11 protein-coding genes and 1 pseudogene are annotated in these 16027 nt (G+C 74.8%); 8 read left to right on the top strand and 4 right to left on the bottom strand.

What is annotated here, in order from left to right:
- Positions 1-85 precede the first annotated feature (85 nt).
- From GA0070214_RS24585 to GA0070214_RS24560, 6 genes are all read left to right on the top strand, one after another.
- Positions 86-1312, top strand: a complete 1227-nt coding sequence (locus tag GA0070214_RS24585; protein WP_091268620.1) for an MFS transporter — start codon at positions 86-88, stop codon at positions 1310-1312.
- 78 nt (positions 1313-1390) lie between these two features.
- A complete protein-coding gene (locus tag GA0070214_RS24580) occupies positions 1391-2230 on the top strand; it encodes a GNAT family N-acetyltransferase (protein ID WP_091268619.1) in 840 nt (279 codons plus the stop codon).
- Between the two features lie 124 nt (positions 2231-2354).
- Positions 2355-3047, top strand: coding sequence for an ATP-binding cassette domain-containing protein (locus tag GA0070214_RS24575; protein WP_091268618.1), 693 nt, complete (start codon positions 2355-2357; stop codon positions 3045-3047).
- The gene (locus GA0070214_RS24570; protein WP_091268617.1) at positions 3044-5194 is read left to right on the top strand and encodes a YhgE/Pip family protein; all 2151 of its coding nucleotides are present in this window, start codon (positions 3044-3046) and stop codon (positions 5192-5194) included. The genes GA0070214_RS24575 and GA0070214_RS24570 overlap by 4 nt, the downstream gene beginning before the upstream one ends.
- Before the next feature lie 10 nt (positions 5195-5204).
- The gene (locus GA0070214_RS24565) at positions 5205-5798 is read left to right on the top strand and encodes a TetR/AcrR family transcriptional regulator (protein ID WP_091268615.1); all 594 of its coding nucleotides are present in this window, start codon (positions 5205-5207) and stop codon (positions 5796-5798) included.
- 89 nt (positions 5799-5887) lie between these two features.
- Positions 5888-9382 carry an ABC transporter ATP-binding protein gene (locus GA0070214_RS24560; RefSeq protein WP_091268609.1) on the top strand — a complete coding sequence of 1165 codons (3495 nt, stop codon included), beginning with the start codon at positions 5888-5890 and terminating at the stop codon, positions 9380-9382.
- A 129-nt stretch (positions 9383-9511) separates the two neighbouring features.
- Here GA0070214_RS24560 and GA0070214_RS24555 read toward each other — a convergent pair whose 3' ends face one another.
- The 4 genes and pseudogenes from GA0070214_RS24555 to GA0070214_RS24540 form a co-directional block, all read right to left on the bottom strand.
- On the bottom strand, positions 9512-10579 hold the full coding sequence (locus tag GA0070214_RS24555) for an NADH:flavin oxidoreductase/NADH oxidase (protein WP_091268607.1): 1068 nt from the start codon (positions 10577-10579) through the stop codon (positions 9512-9514).
- 64 nt (positions 10580-10643) lie between these two features.
- Positions 10644-11924, bottom strand: a complete 1281-nt coding sequence (locus GA0070214_RS24550; protein ID WP_208602898.1) for a dicarboxylate/amino acid:cation symporter — start codon at positions 11922-11924, stop codon at positions 10644-10646.
- Positions 11925-12129: 205 nt separating this feature from the next.
- Positions 12130-12735 carry a DUF998 domain-containing protein gene (locus GA0070214_RS24545; protein WP_377462508.1) on the bottom strand — a complete coding sequence of 202 codons (606 nt, stop codon included), beginning with the start codon at positions 12733-12735 and terminating at the stop codon, positions 12130-12132.
- Positions 12714-13750: pseudogene (locus GA0070214_RS24540) on the bottom strand (glutathione S-transferase family protein). The gene GA0070214_RS24545 and the pseudogene GA0070214_RS24540 overlap by 22 nt, the downstream one beginning before the upstream one ends.
- A 109-nt stretch (positions 13751-13859) precedes the next feature.
- On the opposite strand from GA0070214_RS24540, the gene pcaF reads away from it, so the two are divergent.
- Both pcaF and GA0070214_RS24530 read left to right on the top strand, forming a co-directional pair.
- Positions 13860-15065, top strand: a complete 1206-nt coding sequence (gene pcaF / locus GA0070214_RS24535; RefSeq protein WP_091268602.1) for a 3-oxoadipyl-CoA thiolase — start codon at positions 13860-13862, stop codon at positions 15063-15065.
- 139 nt (positions 15066-15204) lie between these two features.
- Entirely contained in the window at positions 15205-16023 is an 819-nt protein-coding gene (locus tag GA0070214_RS24530; protein ID WP_091269017.1) for an SAM-dependent methyltransferase, read from the top strand.
- The last annotated feature ends 4 nt before the right edge of the window (positions 16024-16027 follow it).

Below are 16027 nucleotides of genomic sequence, written 5' to 3'. Positions count from 1 at the left end.
AACGATATATCGGCAATGCATCGCCGACAAGCCAAGATGTGGGACGGGTCCGCAAACCGTACGTACGTCTTGCTAGGGTGTCGGCGTGCGCCTGCTTCCCGAACCGGGCCCGTCCCGGACCCTCGCCCTGTCCACCCTGATCAACACCGTCGGCCGGGGCACCTGGCTCACCGCCAGCGCGCTCTTCCTCACCCGCTCGGTCGGCCTCTCGGTGGCCCAGGTCGGCCTCGGCCTCACCATCACGGCGCTGGTGAGCCTCGTGACCAGCGCACCGATGGGCTACCTGGCCGACCGGCTCGGCCCGCGCGGGCTCCAGATCACCGCCCTGCTCGCCTCCGCCGGGTTCACGGCCGCCCTGGTGGCCGTCCGCTCCTTCGCGGGGTTCCTCGTGGTCGGGGTGCTCATGGCGGTCGCCGACTCGGCGACCCGGGGCGCCCGCGGCGCGCTGATCGCCGGGGCGGTGCCGCCGGACCAGCGGGTGCGCACCCGCGCCTACCTGCGCGCGGTCACCAACGTCGGCATCTCGGTCGGCACCGTGCTGGCCGGCTTCGGCCTGGCCGCCGACACCCGGACCGCGTACGTGTCGCTGATCCTGCTCGACTGCGCCACCTACCTGGTCGCCGCGGCGGTGCTGTTCCGGCTGCCGCCCGTGCCGCCGGTGCCGGCGCCCACCCACGGGCCGCGGCTGATCGCCCTGCGGGACCGGCCGTTCCTCGCCTTCACGGTGCTCGACGGGCTCATGTCGATGCACTTCAGCCTCATCAACATCGCCCTGCCGCTCTGGATCGCCGGGCACACCAGCGCGCCGCGCTGGTTGATCTCCGCCTGCCTGCTGGTCAACACCGTGGTGGTGGTGCTCTTCCAGGTCCGCGCCTCCCGGGGCACCGAGGACCTCACCGGTGCCGGTCGGGCGGCGCGCCGAGCCGGCGCGGTCATCGCTGTCGCCTGCGCGCTCTTCGCGGCCGGCGGCGGCGTGCCGGTCGCGGTGGCCGTGCCGCTGCTGCTCGGCGGCGCGCTGGTGCACGTGGTGGGGGAGTTGTGGCACGCGGCGGCCGGCTGGGGCATCTCGTTCGGGCTGGCGCCGGCGCACGCGCAGGGCCAGTACCAGGGCGCGTACGGGATGGGCATGCAGCTCGGCTCGATGATCGCGCCGGTGGTGGTGACCACGCTGGCGATCGGCTGGGGCGTGCCGGGCTGGCTGCTGCTCGGCGGGCTGTTCCTGGTGCTCGGGTTGCTGGTGCCGCCGGTGGTGCGCTGGGCCGCCCGGACCCGGCCCGCCGTGCCGGAGCCGGAACCCGTTCCGGTCGGCTGAGCCGCCACTCACCACCGATCGTCCGGCGTCTCCAGGTCGGCCCGCGCGGGCCGGGGTGCATCTGGCAGGCTGGTATCCGTGCTCACGGTGCCGGTACGCCAACTCGGGGAGTCGGAGCGCCGTGCCGTGGAACGGCTGCTCGACCTCGACCCCTACGCCGGCGCGCAGGTCGCCGAGCGGGTGGCCGCGCGCGGGCTGGCCTGGTGGCGGGCCGAGGGGCGCATCCTGGGCTACGGTTCGCGCCGCAACCTGGAGTCGATCTGCTGGCTCGGCGGCAACCTCACCCCGGTGCTCGCCTCGGAGTCGGCGGTGGAGGCCTTCGCCGACCAGCTGAGCGCCGAGGAGCGGCTCTGCTCCTCCATCGTGGGCCGCGCCGACGCGGTGCTCGGGCTGTGGGACCGCCTCTCCGCGCACTGGGGGCCGGCCCGGGACGTACGCCCCAACCAGCCCCTGCTGGCCACGGACGCCCTGCCCGCCGTGGCGCCCGACCCGGACGTGCGCCGGGTGCGCGGCGGTGAGGTCGACCGGCTCTTCCCGGCGGCGGTGGCGATGTACACCGAGGAGGTCGGGGTGTCGCCGCTGGCCGAGGACGGCGGGCGCGGCTACCGGCGGCGGGTCGGCGACCTGGTGCGCGCGGGCCGGGCCTACGCCCGGTTCGTGGACGGCAAGGTGGTCTTCAAGGCCGAGCTGGCCGTTGTCACCCGGCGCACCGCGCAGGTGCAGGGGGTCTGGGTCGCGCCGGAGTGGCGTGGCCGGGGCATCGCGACCGCGGCCATGGCGGCCGTCGTGCGGGACGCGCTGGAGCGCGTGGCTCCCACGGTCAGCCTCTACGTCAACGACTTCAACCTGCCAGCCCGCCGGGTCTACGAGCGCTGCGGCTTCCGCCCGGTCGGCACGCTCGCCACCGTGCTGTTCTAAATCACCCGCCCGGCCGGCATGGCCGGGATCACGCCGCTTCGCCTTGCCTCGAGCCGGACACCCGACGCTATGCTGGGCATGTTTTTGTACTGACCAGTCAGTCTAGAAGTCGGGAAGCGGTGCGATGAAGATCGTCGAGGCCAGCGGGCTCGGGCTGCGCACCCGCCGGGGCTGGGTCTACCGCGACATCGACCTCACGGCCGGGGCCGGCGAGCTGCACGCGGTCACCGGCCCGCCGGGCAGCGGCCGTACCTCGCTCCTGCTCGCCCTGGCCGGGCACTTCCCGCACACCCACGGCGAGCTGCGCCGCCGGGGCCCCGCCGCGCTCGGGCAGGTGGCCGGCGTGCACGAGCCCGATCCCACGCTGACCGTCGCCGAGCACATCCAGGAACGGCTGCTGCTGCTCGGGCCGGTGCCGCGCCGCCGCCGGCAGCTCGTCCCGGTCGCCGCCGTGCGGGCCCGCCGGGCCTACCGCCGCGACGCCTTCGCCGCCGCGATCGCCGGCGCCGGCTTCACCGACGCCCCGCTCGACCCCGACCGGTACGGCCGCGACCTCACCCCCGTCGAGCGGCAGGTGCTCGGGCTCGTGCTGGCCAGCCTGAGCGGCCCGAACCTGATCGTCGCCGACGACGTGGACGCCGGCGCCGACGCGCCCGAGCGGTCGTGGATCTGGGCCGCCCTGACCCGCCTCGCCGACCAGGGGTACGCCGTGGTCGCCAGCGCCCGCGCCGTCGAGCCGGGCGTGAGCGCCATCGCGCACCGGATCGGCGACCCCACCCTGCCCAGCCCGGCCCTGACCCCCGAGGTGACCGCATGAGCGTCGTACGACTCGCGCTGTTCGAGCTGCGCCGGATGACCCGGGGCCGGCTGCCGCGCGCCGCGCTCGCCGTCCTCACCGTCATCCCGCTGCTCTACGGCGCCCTCTACCTCTACGCCTTCTGGGACCCGTATGGGAACCTCGACCGGATCCCGGTCGCCCTGGTCAACGCCGACCGGCCCGCGAAGGCCAGCGACGGCAGCGAGGTGCACGCCGGCCGCGACCTCACCGACGAACTGCTCGACCGGAAGGTCTTCGGCTGGACGGTGACCGACCAGGACGACGCCACCGAGGGGCTCCGCGACGGCCGCTACCACCTGGTCTTCTCGATCCCGGAGGACTTCTCCGCCACCCTGGCCGCCAGCCCCGAGCCGGACCGGCCGGCCCGCCGGGGCGAGCTGAAGGTGGTCAACGACGACGCCACCAACTACCTCTCCGGCCTGCTCGCCCGCTCGGCATTCAGCGAGATCCGGGCCGCCGCGGCCGAGAGCACGGCCGCGTCGTACTTCGACAAGATGTTGATCGGATTCACCGACGCCAAGGCCGAGACGGGCCGGGCCGCGGACGGCGCCGGGAAGATTCACGACGGGCTCGACACCTCGCAGCAGGGCGCCGGCCAGCTCGCCGACGGGCTGGGCACCGCCGAGGACGGCGCCGGGCAGCTCGCCGGCGGGCTGAACACCTCGGTGCAGGGCGCGACCAAGCTGGCCACCGGCCTGGACCAGCTCTACACCGGGGCCGCGCAGATCGCCGACGGCGCCAACCGCGCGGCCACCGAGACCCGCGCCGCCGCGAAGCAGGTCGACGCGGCGGCGGACAGGTACGAGCCGCTGCTCCGGAAGAACGCCGCCGACATCCAGCGGGCCGCGACCCTGGTCGCCGAGGGCGCCCAGGCGCTCGCCGACGGCCTCGACGCGCTGCCGGCCAAGGCCGACGAGGTGGTCGGCCAGGCGGAGAAGGTGCGCGACCGGCTCGACGCGCTGGTGCAGGAGCACCCGGAACTGGCCGACGACCCGAACCTGGCCGCCGCCCGCAAGGCCGCCGACCAGACGGTCACCGCGGCCCGGGCCATGGTCGCCGCACTCGACCGGACCGACCTCGCCGCGCTGAAGAAGCAGATGACCGAGGTCGCGCAGACCGCCCGGGAGGTGGCCGCCGCCGCGCCGCACCTGGCCGACGACGTGGCCACCGCCCGGGCCAAGGTCGACCAGTTGGCCGGCGGCCTCACCACCCTGGCCCAGGGCAGCGCGCAGCTGCGCGACGGGCTCGGCGACGCCGCGGACGGCGCCGACCAGCTCCGCGGCGGCCTCTACCGGCTCGCCACCGGCGCCCGGCAGCTCGACGGCGGACTGGCCCAGCTCAGCAGCGGCAGCAACCGGCTCGCCGACGGGCTGACCAAGCTGGAGGGTGGTGCCGGGGACCTCGCCGACGGGCTCGCCGCCGGGGAGAGGAAGCTGCCCGGGTACGACGACGCGGGCAGCCGCTCCGACATCCTCGGCGACCCGGTGGGGCTGATCCGCCACTCCGACCACCCCGCCGGCTCGTACGGCGTCGGCTTCGCCCCGTACTTCCTGGCCCTGGCGCTCTGGGTCGGCGCGATGATCACGTACATGCTGCTGCGGCCGGTCAACCGGCGGCACGTGATGTCCGGCGCGCCCGGCTGGCGGGTCGTGCTCGCCGGCTGGCTGCCGGCCGCCGCGATCGGGCTGGCCCAGGTCGCGGTGCTCTACACCGTGGTCACCCTGGCGCTGGGCCTCGACCCGCGGCACGGGCCGGCGACCTTCGGGCTGCTCGCGCTCACCTCGCTGGCGTTCACCGCGATCATGCAGCTGCTCGGCGTGGCGCTCGGCCCGGCCGGCCGGCTCGCCGCGCTGGCCCTGCTCATGCTCCAGCTCACCTCCTCCGGCGGCACCTACCCGGTGCAGACCTCGCCCGGCTTCTTCCAGGCCGTCCACCCCTGGCTGCCCATGACCTACGTGGTGGGTGGCCTGCGGCACACGATCAACGGAGGGCCGGCCGGGCCGGTGGTCACCGGGGCGCTCGTCCTGCTCGCCTTCGGCCTGGGCGCCCTGGCGCTCACCGTCGGCGCGGCGCGCCGGTCCCGCCGGCTCACCCCGGCCAAACTGCACCCCGAGCTGACCATGTGAGGATGGGCGGGTGACGGACGGACGGACCCGCCGGCGGGAGGACACCCGGCAGCGCCTCTTCGTGGCGGCGGTGGAACTCATCGCCGAGCAGGGCTTCTCGGCCACCACGGTGGACGACATCGCGACCCGGGCCGGGGTGGCGAAGGGGACCGTCTACTACAACTTCGAGTCCAAGACCGTCCTCTTCGAGGAGCTGCTGCGGCACGGCATCGGCCTGCTCACCGCCGACTTCCGGGCCGCCGTCGCCGGGCTGCCGCCGCGCGAGGCGATCGCCGCGCTGGTCCGCGCCGAGCTGGAGTACATCCGCCGCTACCGGGCCTTCGCCCAGCTCCTGCTCTCCGAGATGTGGCGCACCAACCGGGAGTGGCAGCAGACCCTGCGGCTGCTGCGCGGCGAGGCCATCGAGGTGATCGCCGAGACCGTCCGCGCCGGGGTGGCCAGCGGCGACCTCCCCGCCGACCTGGATGTGCGTACCGCCAGCTCGGCGCTGTTCGGCGTCGGGCTCGTGGTCGCCGTGGACTGGCTGGTCTTCCAGCCGGACCGGCCCATCGAGGACGTGCAGGAGGCGCTGCTCGGCATCGTCCGCCGGGTCGCCCAGACGTGACACCGCGGCGGTAAATCGTTTGAGCCGCCGGGCCCGGCGGGTGAGGCTGGGGGCACCGCCCCCACCGACCCGAGTCCGGAGGACTGTCCATGCGCCTGCTCCGCGACCTCTGGGCCACCGCACCGCGCCGGATGGCGGCCGTCCTGCTGCTGATCCTCCTCGGCGCCGGTGGCCAGGCCGCCGCCTCGGCGCTGGCCGGGCCGGTGCTCGTGCACCGGTCGTCCGGCTGGTTCACCGCGCTGGCCGTGGCGCTGGTCGCCGCCGTGGTCACCGACCTGCTCATCGGCCTGCTGATGGCCGGCCTCACCGCCGACTGGTCCGCCGACGTCCGGCGCCGGCTCTGCCGGGTCGCGCTCGGGCAGGACCTGCCCACCCTGGAGACCACCCCGGTCGGCGAGCTGCTCGACCGGATCGACAACGACGTCTACCAGGTCGCCGCCGAGATGCGGAACACCGGCGTGCGGCTCGTCCAGGGCGTCGCCGTCTGCCTGCTCGCCACGGTCAGCGCCCTGGCCTTCTGGTGGCCGGCGGGTGTCGGCATGATCCTGCTGACCGCCCTGCTCGGGGTGGCGCTGCGCCGCCCCACCGCCCGGATCGCACCGGCCCGGATGGTCGAGGAGGAGGCCTGGTCCGACCTGGCCGCCGTCATGGAGGAGGCGGTGCACGGCCAGGACGACGTGCGCACCAGCCTGGCCCGGCCGTACGTGCTGCGCCTCTACGCCCGGCGGGCCGCCGAGGTGATCTCCCGGGGCGGGCGCGTCTTCCGGCTGTCCGCCCGGGTCACCGCGCTGGCCGCCGGTGGCGTCCGGGTCGGCATCGCCGCCGTGGTCCTGGCGGGGGCGTGGGCGCTGGCCACCGGCCGGGTCGACGCCGCCCGGCTCACCGCGATCTGGCTGCTCGCCCTCGCCTTCGGCGCGACCGTCGAACACATCGCCCGCTGGGTGCCGCACCTGCAGCAGGCGCTCGGCGCGTGGGCCCGGGTCCAACTTCTCGCCGACTCGCGGCAGGAGCCGAGCGGCGGGGTCACCCCGGCCGAGGGGGACCTGACCGTGCGTGGGCTGACCTTCCGCTACCCCGCCACCGGCGAGGATCGCGGCCCGGCGCTGCGCGACGTCACGCTCAGCTTCGCCCGCGGCCGCTCGTACGCCCTGGTCGGCCGCACCGGATCCGGCAAGTCGACGCTTGCCAAGGTGCTCACCCGGGCCGTGGACGTGCCGTCCGGCACCGTCTTCCTGGGCGACACCGACCTGGTCGACCTGGACGTCGAGGCGCTGCGCCGCTGGATCGCCGTGGTGCCGCAGCGCACCGAGATCCTGGCCGGCACCCTCGCCGAGAACGTCGCGCTCTTCGACCCGGACCTGCTCGACGACGCCACCCGGGCGCTGGAGGAGCTCGGGCTCGCCGGCTGGATCGCCGAGCTGCCCGACGGTGTGCACACCCGGCTCGGTGAGGGCGGGCACGTGCTCTCCGCCGGGCAGGAGCAGCTCGTCGCGTTCGCCCGGATCCTGGTCCGCGACCCGCACGTGGTGATCCTCGACGAGGCCACCGCGCGGCTCGACCCGGTCACCGAGAACCGGGTACGCCAGGCCACCGAGCGGCTGCTCACCGACCGGATCGGCATCGTCATCGCGCACCGGCTCTCCTCGGTGCGCCGCTGCGACGAGGTCGTGGTGATGGCCGACGGCGCCGTGCTGGAGGCCGGACCGCTGCGCGAGTCGGCCCGCTTCGCCGAGCTGCTCGCCACCAGCCACGCCAGCGCCTACGTGGGCACGGGCGCCCGCCGCGGCGGCGTCGAGCTGCTGGACGGTCCCGAGGGCTGGCCCGACGAACCGGCCGAGTCGACCGAGCCGGCCACCGCGCCGCGCCCGGTCGCGGTGCCGCGCACCGACCCGCCGCCGCTGCCCGCCCCACCGCCCGCGCGGACCCTGCGGGAGATCCTGCGGCTCGGCACCAACGACCCGCGGTACGGGCTGCTCTCCATCTGCGTGTTCATCGTGCTGACCCTGCTCGGGCTGGACGGCTCGGTGCTGCCCTGGCTCTGGGCCGAGGTGGTCGGCGGGGGCGACCCGTGGCTGCCGGCGCTGGGCATCGTCGCCGCGCTGCTGGTGGTGCTGCCGCTGCCGTACCTCACCAACCTCTGGTTCCCGCAGTGGTGGATCCGGCAGATGCTGCGGATCAGCGCGCGGCTGGTGCACGGGCAGACCGGGGCGCGCCGGGTCAGCGGGCACACCCCGGCCGAGGTGGTGGCCCAGGGCGGCGACACCGACCGGGTCGTGCAGCTCGCCGACAACCTCATGGACCAGTTCATCTCGCTGGCCATCGTGATCACCATGACCCTGGTGACCGGCAGCGTCGTACCGGCGCTGTTCTTCGTGGGGACCATGGTGGTCTCCGGCCTGGCGGCGACGCTGTTCGGGCCCCGGCTGGAGCGTACGGCCGCCGGCACCGTCAAGGCGCGCGCCGCCTTCGCCACCGCCCTGGTCTCCTCGCTGTCTGCCGCCCGCACGGTGAAGCTCGCCGGCGCGACCCGCCCGGTGCTGCACCACCTCGCGAAGCTGGACACCGTGCGCAGCGACCGGCAGCGCCGGGAGATCGCCATGCAGGTGTGGGCCCGGTCCACCCCGTCGATCGCCAGCGGCCTGCTGCCGATCGGGGCCTGGGCGCTCTACCTGGCCGGCGGGCTCTCCGCCGGTGCCACCCTGGTCGCGGTCTCCACCCTCGGTGCGGCCCGCTGGTTCGCCTGGACCACCGCGTCGCTGGTCTCGCACTACCCGTCGGCCCGCGTGTGGACCCGGCGGACGGTCGCGATGAGCGGGGTGGCCACCTACTCGGCGACGGTGCCCGGGCTGGACCTGGCCGCCGGCACCGCTCCGGCGCCGGAACCGCCGCCGCGGCACCCGCTGCGGCGGCTGGAGCTGGCCGGGTTCGGCGCGCTGCACTCCGACGGCACCCTCGCCGTCCGGGACGTCGACCTGACGGTCGACCGCGGGCAGCTGGTGCTGGTGGTCGGGCCGGTCGGCGCGGGGAAGTCGTCGCTGCTGCGGGCTCTCGCCGGGATCGTGCACCACACGGGCGCGCTGCGCTGGAACGGCGAGCCGGTCACCGAGCCGGAGCTGTTCCTGCGCCCGAACCAGGTCGGCTACGTGGGGCAGCTGCCCCGGGTGCTGTCCGGCACGGTGGCCGACAACATCGCGCTCGGCCACCAGGTGGACGCCGCCGGCGCGGTGTCGACCGCCCAGCTGGACCACGACCTGGCGGCCGCCGGGGGCGGGCTCGGGCTGCTCATCGGGCACAAGGGCACCCGGCTCTCCGGCGGCCAGCTCCAGCGGCTGGCGCTGGCCCGGGCGCTCGCGCCGCGTACCGAACTGCTGGTTGCCGACGACGTGTCGTCCGCCCTGGACGTGACGACGGAGCTGGCGCTCTGGGCGGCGCTGCGCGAGCACGGGGTGACCGTGGTCGGCTCGACCGCGAAGCGGGCGGCGCTGGTGCGCGCGGACCACGTGGTGGTCCTGGTCGACGGCACGGCGGCGGCCCAGGGCCCGTGGCGCGACCTGGAGTCCCGCTGGGGCCACCTGGCCGGCTGACGTCCGCGGCGCCCGCCCCGGTGATCATGAAGTTAGCGGCGACAAATCGGACGGACTCTGCCGCTAACTTCATGATCAACGCCCTGGGTCCGCAGCGCGCGGGGGGTGGGTGGGTGGGTCGGTGGGCGGTTAGAAGGCGCGGGTGTACTGGTTGGGCCAGGTGGGGGTGGGGGTCAGCTTGGCGGCGGCGCGGTGGGGCCAGTACGGGTCGCGCAGGAGTTCGCGGCCCAGGAGGACCAGGTCCGCCTCGCCGGTCTCGACGATCTGCTCGGCCTGCTCGGGTTCGACGATCAGGCCGACGGCGCCGGTCAGCACGCCCGCGTCGCGGCGGATCCGGGCGGCGAGGGGCACCTGGTAGCCGGGGCCGATCGGGACGTTCGCCCGCGCGGCGGCGCCGCCGGAGGAGGTGTCCACGAGGTCCACACCGGCGGCGGCCAGCTCGCCGGCGAGCACCACGCTGTCCTCGACGGTCCAGCCGCCGTCCACCCAGTCGGTGGCGGAGATGCGGGTCAGCACCGGCACTGCCTCGCCGACCGCGGCGCGGACCGCCCGGGCCACCTCCAGGGTCAGGCGCATCCGGCCGGCGCGGTCGCCGCCGTAGCCGTCGGTCCGGTGGTTGGTGAGCGGGGAGAGGAACTCGTGCAGCAGGTAGCCGTGCGCGGCGTGGATCTCCACGGCGGCGAAGCCGGCGTCGAGGGCCCGGCGGGCGGCGGCGGCGAACGCCTCGACCACGCCGGCGATGCCGGCCTCGTCGAGCGGGGTGGGGGTGCGGTAGTCGGGCAGGAACGGCTCGCCGCTGGGGCTGACCGGACTCCAGCCGCCCTCGGCGTCCGGCACACCGCCCTTGTGCTCCGCCCACGGCCGGTACGTCGACGCCTTGAACCCGGCGTGCGCGAGCTGCACGGCGGGCACCGAACCCTGGGCCGTGATGAAGGCGGCGATCGGCCGCCACGCCTCGACGTGCGCCTCGGACCAGAGCCCGGTGTCCTGCGGGCTGATCCGGCCCTCGGGCACCACGGCGGTCGCCTCGGTGAGGATCAGTCCGGCGCCGCCGACCGCGCGGGAGCCGAGGTGGACGCGGTGCCAGTCGGTGGGCAGGCCGTCCGGCCCGGCGCTGTACTGGCACATGGGGGCGAGCGCCACCCGGTTGGGCAGGGTGACGCCGCGCAGGGTGAGCGGGGTGAAGAGGGCACTCATACGGTCATCCTTCAACAAGCGTCGGGGGGAGGGCCGGAGCCCTCCCCCCGACGGTCACGGCCGGTCAGGCGGCGGCGGGGGTGAGCTGCTCACGCTCCGGAGCGTCGACCAGGTCGCGCTTGCCGGCCGAGTCGTACGCGGTCCGGTCGAGGGTGCCCTCGCGGGCGGCCACGACGGTCGGCACGAGGGCCTGGCCCGCCACGTTGGTGGCGGTGCGCATCATGTCCAGGATCGGGTCGATGGCCAGCAGCAGGCCGGCGCCGGCCAGCGGCAGGCCCAGCGTGCTGAGCGTCAGGGTGAGCATGACGATCGCGCCGGTCAGGCCGGCCGTGGCGGCCGAGCCGACCACCGAGACGAAGGCGATCAGCAGGTAGTCGGTGACGCCGAGGTGCACCCCGAAGACCTGCGCCACGAAGATCGCGGCGAGGGCCGGGTAGATGGCGGCGCAGCCGTCCATCTTGGTGGTGGCGCCGAACGGCACGGCGAAGGAGGCGTACTCGCGGGGGACGCCGAGGCGCTCGACCGAGCGCTGGGTCACCGGCATGGTGCCCACCGAGGAGCGGGACACGAAGGCCAGCTCGATGGCGGGCCAGGCGCCGGCGAAGAAGCGCACCGGGTTGAGCCGGCCGGCGGTCACCAGCACCAGCGGGTAGACCACGAACAGGACGATGGCGCAGCCGACGTAGACGGCGGTGGTGAACTTCGCGAGCGGGGCCAGCAGGTCCCAGCCGTACGAGGCGACGGCGTTGCCGATGAGGCCGAGGGTGCCGATCGGGGCGAGCCGGATGACCCACCAGAGCGCCTTCTGCACGATGGCCAGCACCGAGCGGTTGAGGGTCACGAACGGCTCGGCGGCCTCGCCGATGAGCAGCGCGGCGGCGCCGATCACCAGGGCCAGGAAGACGATCTGGAGGACGTTGCCCTCGACGAACGCGCCGACCGGGTTGGTGGGCACGATGCCGGTGAGGAAGTCGGTCCAGGAGCCGGACTTCTTCGGCGCGGTCGCCCCGGCCAGGTCGAGGGTGACGCCCTTGCCCGGGTTGGTGAGCAGGCCGAGGCCGATGCCGATGGCCACCGAGATCAGGGCGGTGATGCCGAACCAGAGCAGCGTCTTGAGCGCCAGCCGGGCGGCGTTGGCCACGCCGCGCAGGCTGACGACGCTGACCACGATGGCGGTGAAGACCAGCGGCGGCACGGCCAGCTTGAGCAGCTGGACGAAGAGGCCGCCGACGGTGTCGAGGGTGGTGGTCAGCCAGGCGAGGTCGTTGGCGCGGGCGAGGAAGCCGAGCGCCACGCCGAGGACGAGGCCGAGCAGGATCTGCACGGAAAAGGGGATCTTGCGCAGGGCGGAAGCCATGGGAATGTGTCCAAGGTCTGGTGGTGGGTGAACGGGGCAGCGTCAGGAGAGCGGCTGCGCCGGACAGATGCCGCTGGCCTGCCGTCGGAGGTCGACGTACAGGCGCACGGTGAGGTGCCAGACGTTGGTCATCGCCTGGCGAGGCTACTCCCGGCCGCCGTCGAGGTGGAAGGAGCGATCGGCGTGACGATCCTTACAGGCCGGGTTCACGCCCCGGCGATCCGTTCGTCACGATCGCGCGCCGCTGCCCCAGGCCCAGCACCGCGGCGGTGACCAGCCCCCAGCCGGCCGCCACCGTGAGCAGCAGCCGTTCCAGCACCCCGACCAGGCCGCCGCGCCCGGCCAGCAGCATGGCCAGCCCGACCGCTCCGGACAGCGGCAGCGCCAGGGCCGCGCCCACCGCGGCGACCCGGCGCAGCGCCCGCCCCGCCGCCGGGGCGAGGACCAGCGCCAGCATGGCGAAGACCACGGCGGCCGTGGCCGCGATGCTCGCGCCGCCGTGCACCAGGTCGGCCACCGTGGCGGCCTCGAAGGGCGGCAGCGGGCAGCCGGTCGAGCAGGTCACCGCCCCGGAGAGCGCCGTGCCGGCGGCGCCGGCCACGAGCAGCGCGGCCGCCGTCCGCAGCGCCGGGGGCAGGGCCGCGGCGAGCAGCAGCAGCGCCGCCGCCAGGGCGAAGACCCCGATCCGGTACGCCCCGGCGTAGCCGCTGTCGGTGACGCCGGCCTCGCTGACGTACCCGGTCAGGCCCGGACCGGGACCGGCGACCACGGCGACCGTCACGGCGACCACCCCGGCCACGGTGCAGCCGGCGGCGGCGGACGCGGCGGCGGCCCGGAGGACGCCGGGGTCAGCCACGCCCGTGCGGCGTGGTCCAGCCGGACAGGTCCGGACCGAGCGGCACGATCCGGGTCGGGTTGATCATCTCGTGGGTGGCGTAGTAGTGCCGCTTGATGTGGTCGAAGTCGACCGTCTCGCCGAAGCCCGGCGTCTGGAACAGATCCCGGGCGTACGCCCAGAGCACCGGCATCTCGGTGAGCTTCTGCCGGTTGCACTTGAAGTGCCCGTGGTACGCCACGTCGAAGCGGACCAGCGTCGTGAACAGCCGCACGTCGGCCTCGGTGATCTGCTCGCCCATGAGGTAGCGCCGCTCGGACAGCCGCTCGGACAGCACGTCCAGCCGGGTGAACAGCGCCCGGTACGCCTCGTCGTAGGCCTCCTGGGAGGTGGCGAAGCCGCACCGGTAGACACCGTTGTTGACGTCCCGGTGGATCTCCGCCATGAGCGCGTCCATCTCGGGGCGCAGCTCGACCGGGTAGAGATCCGGCGCGCCCGGCTTGTGGAACCGCCGCCACTCGGTGGAGAAATCGAGGGTGAGCTGCGGGTAGTCGTTGGTGACCACCCGACCGGTGACCGTGTCGATCAGCGCCGGCACGGTGACGCGGCCGGTGTAGTCCGGGTCGGTCGACAGGTAGGCGTCGCTGAGGTACCCGATGCCGAGCACCGGGTCGAAGCCGTCCTGGTCGAGGCTGAACCGCCAACCCCGCTCGTCCCGGATCGGGTCGACCGTGCCCAGCGAGATCACCTCGTCCAGCCCGAGCAGGCCGCGCACGATCCGGGCACGGTGCGCCCACGGGCAGGCCCGGCACCAGATGAGCCGGTAGCGGCCCGCCTCCAGCGGCCACCGGTCCTGGTCGTCGGGGCCGCCGCCCTCGAGTGAGGTGGAGTGCGGGGTGACCCGACCGGTGAACCGGTTGGGCTGGCGGACGAACGCCCCGCCGCCGGCGGTCTCTGCGCTGAACTGGGCCCGGGCCATGCGGCCAACCTATCCGTTCCGGGCGCGGATATCCTGGCGCCGGGCGTCCCCGTGACCCGGCGGGCGACCCGCCGCCACCCCTCGCCCACCCCCGAAGGACTGAGCGCCGATGACCGTCGCATACCTCGTGGCCGGTGTCCGCACCCCGATCGGCCGGTACGCCGGCGCCCTCGCCGGGGTACGCCCCGACGACCTGGCCGCGCACGTGATCCGCGAGCTGGTCGCGCGGCACCCCTCGGTGGACTGGGCCCGCACCGACGACGTGATCCTGGGCTGCGCCAACCAGGCCGGCGAGGACAACCGCAACGTGGCCCGGATGGCGGCGCTGCTCGGCGGGCTGCCCGAGGAGGTGCCGGGCAGCACGGTCAACCGGCTCTGCGGCTCCGGCCTGGACGCCCTCGCCACCGCCGCCCGCGCCGTCGTGGCGGGGGAGGCCGACCTGCTGATCGCCGGCGGGGTGGAGAGCATGAGCCGGGCGCCCTTCGTGATGCCGAAGGCCACCACCGCGTTTGCCCGCACCGCCGAGGTCTACGACACCACCATCGGCTGGCGGCTGGTGAACCCGCTGATGAAGAAGGGGTGGGGCATCGACTCGATGCCGGAGACCGCGGAGAACGTGGCTGCCGACTTCGGCGTCGACCGGGCCGCGCAGGACGAGTTCGCGTTCCGCTCCCAGCAGCGCGCCGCCAAGGCGCAGGCCGACGGCCGGCTGGCCGAGGAGATCGTGCCGGTGACCGTGCCGGCCGGCAAGCGGGAGACGAAGCTCGTCGAGGTCGACGAGCACCCCCGGGAGACGTCGCTGGAGAAACTCGCCGCGCTGCCCACCCCGTTCCGCGAGGGCGGCACGGTGACCGCCGGCAACTCCTCCGGCGTCAACGACGGCGCGGTGGCCCTGCTCGTCGCCTCCGCGGCCGCCGTCGAGCGCTACGGCCTCACCCCGCTGGCCCGGGTGACCGGGGCGGCGGCCGCGGGCGTGCCACCGCGGATCATGGGCATCGGGCCGGTCCCGGCCACCCGCAAGCTGCTCGACCGGCAGGGCCTGGACCTGGCCGACGTCGACGTGATCGAGCTGAACGAGGCGTTCGCCGCCCAGTCGGTGGCGGTGCTGCGCGAGCTGGGGCTGCCCGAGGACGCCGAGCACGTCAACCCGAACGGCGGGGCCATCGCGCTGGGCCACCCACTCGGCGCCAGCGGCGCCCGGCTGGCCCTCACCGCCGCGCTGGAACTGCGCCGCCGGGGCGGGCGGCGGGCCCTCGCGACCATGTGCATCGGCGTCGGGCAGGGCATCTCGCTGCTGCTGGAGTCGGCGGCCTGACGGCGGGCGGGCGTACCGTCGAGAGTGGATCTCCCCTTCGCGAGCGCGCCCGCATAGAGTGGTGTGGACCACACCACTCATGCGGGCCGCCCGCGTCCGGGCGTCCGCTCACCGCGGCGACGACCTGGGGGACCGAGCGATGCAGACGCCGGACGGACTTCCCGCCGAGATCGACCTGAGCCGGCCGAGCGCGGCCCGGGTCTACGACTACTTCCTCGGCGGCGCGCACAACTTCGAGATCGACCGGCAGCTCGCCGAGCAGATCGCCGCCATGACGCCGAACCTGGCGGCCACCATGCGCTCCGGGCGGGAGTTCCTGCGCCGGGCCGTCCGGGTGCTGCTCGACGCCGGCGTCGACCAGTTCCTCGACATCGGCTCGGGCATTCCCACGGTCGGCAACGTGCACGAGGTGGCCCAGGCGGCCAACCCGCAGGCCCGCATCGTCTACGTCGACATCGACCCGGTCGCCGTGGCGCACAGCCGGGACCTGCTCGCCGGCAACGACCGGGCCACCGCCATCCTGGCCGACCTGCGGGAGCCGAAGCTGATCCTCGACCAGGCCCGCGCCAGCGGCCTGATCGACTTCGACCGCCCGCTCGGCATCCTGCTCGCCGGGGTGGTCCACTTCATCCCCGACGAGGACCGGCCGGGTGACATCCTGGCCACCCTGCGGTCGGCCGCGGCGCCCGGCAGCTTCCTGGTCATCTCGCACTCGACCTTCGAGGACCAGCCGCAGGAGATGCTCGACGCGCAGCGGCTGTCGGCGCGCACCGCCACCGAGATCACGCTGCGCTCGCGAGCCGAGATCACCGGCTACTTCGGCGACTGGACGGTGCTCGAACCGGGCGTCGTGCACATGCCGCTCTGGCGGCCCGACTCGCCGTCCGACGTGGACGAGCACCCCGAGCGGTTCGGGGCGTTCGGCGGCGTCGCCCGGCACGACCGGACGGCCGGCTGAGCCG

Source organism: Micromonospora chaiyaphumensis, from assembly GCF_900091435.1.
GTDB lineage: Bacteria > Actinomycetota > Actinomycetes > Mycobacteriales > Micromonosporaceae > Micromonospora > Micromonospora chaiyaphumensis.
Note: the sequence above shows the minus strand (reverse complement) of the source record. Positions and strands in the feature narration are given on the sequence as shown.